The organism is Ensifer sp. MJa1, assembly GCF_037026475.1.
Lineage (GTDB): Bacteria > Pseudomonadota > Alphaproteobacteria > Rhizobiales > Rhizobiaceae > Ensifer.
On record NZ_JAKUMO010000059.1, the window covers coordinates 1 to 1,667 of the forward strand.

General features: G+C 63.4%; 1 protein-coding gene. It reads left to right on the forward strand.

The genetic code is table 11. The annotated features are described in order from the left end of the window. Nucleotides 1-165 precede the first annotated feature (165 nt). Nucleotides 166-1,667: IS66 family transposase (gene tnpC, locus MKZ91_RS31475; RefSeq protein WP_336174943.1), on the forward strand; the 1,502-nt coding region annotated here is incomplete at its 3' end.

Genomic DNA, 1,667 nt, shown 5'->3' on the forward strand with positions numbered 1-1,667 from the left:
CTGACCGCCGGTCAGATGTCCTATCTGCTGGAGGGGATTGATTGGCGAAACCCGCAACAGACCTGGCGCCCGACCAGCGCTGGGTGAGCCGTCCAACGCCGAACATTCCGGGACAAGTCCTTTGAAACACTAGGCAAATCACGGCTTCTGTGATTCACTTCGGGCATGGAAAACAGCCCCGATTTGCTTCCCGACGATGTTGCCGCCCTACGCGCAGAGCTCATCGCGGCGCGCGCCAAGGGCGCCCAGATCGAGGCTGAACTTGCCGTTGCCAAGGCCAAAGCGTCCGACGATCTTGCGGTCATTGCCCGGCAGAAGCTGCGCATCGAGAAGCTCGAGCGGCAGCTTTACGGCCCGAAGGCGGAGCGTCGCGCCCGGCTGATCGATCAGATGGAGTTCCAACTGGCGGAGTTGGAGATGGCGGCGACCGAGGACGAACTCGCGGCCGAAATGGCGGTCGCTGCCACCCTCAATGTCGCCGGCTTTAGCCGCAGCCGGCCGGTGAAGAAGCCTTTGCCCGAGCATCTTCCGCGCGAACGCGTCGTCGTGCCCGGTCCGGTGAGTTGCCAGTGCTGTGGTGGCGACCGACTGCGCAAGCTGGGCGAGGACATTACCGAGACCCTCGAGGTCGTTCCGCGCCAATGGAAGGTTATCCAGACGGTGCGCGAGAAGTTCACCTGCCGCGATTGCGAAAAGATCAGCCAGGCGCCGGCGCCCTTCCACGCCATCCCGCGCGGGTGGGCCGGCCCCAATCTTCTGGCGATGATCCTGTTCGACAAGTTCGGCCAGCATCTGCCGCTCAACCGTCAGGTCGAGCGCTTCGAACGCGAAGGCGTTCCCCTCAGCCTGTCGACGGTGGCCGATAGCATCGGCGCTTGCTGTGCCGTACTCGCTCCGCTCCTCAAACGGATCGAAGCCCATACGTTTGCGGCAGAGCGGTTGCACGGCGACGACACGACGGTCCCGGTCCTGGCGGCAGGAAAGACCGATATTGCCCGAAGTTGGGTCTATGCCCGCGACGATCGACCGTTCGGCGGCACGGCCGCACCATCGGCGATGTTCTACTATTCCCGTGACCGCGCAGGCGAGCACCCGCAGGCGCATCTCGCCGGCTATAGCGGCATTCTGCAGGCGGACGCTTATGGCGGCTACACCAAGCTCTATCTTCCGGATCGACGGCCCGGCCCGATAACAGAAGCAGCCTGCTGGGTGCATGCGCGGCGGCCCTTCTACGCGATGGCCGACGTCGAAGCGAACGCGCGCCGACGAGCGCAGGGCAAGAAGCCGGCCGTCATCTCGCCGATCGCCGTGGAGATGGTGCAGCGGATCGATGCCCTGTTTGACATCGAGCGCGACATCAACGGTCAGAGCGCGGAGGTCCGAAGGGCCGTTCGTCAGGAGCGCAGCAAACCCTTGGTCCTGGAGCTGGAAACGTGGATGAAGGCTCAGCGTGCCAAGCTGTCGCGCGATCATGATCTCGCCAAGGCCTTCGATTACCTGCTGAACCGCTGGCCTGCCTTCACCCTCTTCCTCGACGATGGGCGTGTTTGCCTCTCGAACAATGCCGCCGAACGCGCCCTGCGCGGCATAGCGAGACGTGTTTCATTATGCACCCCTTCGTTAAGTGTCTGTAAACATTGGAAGCGTGTCCGCATCAACATCGCGCA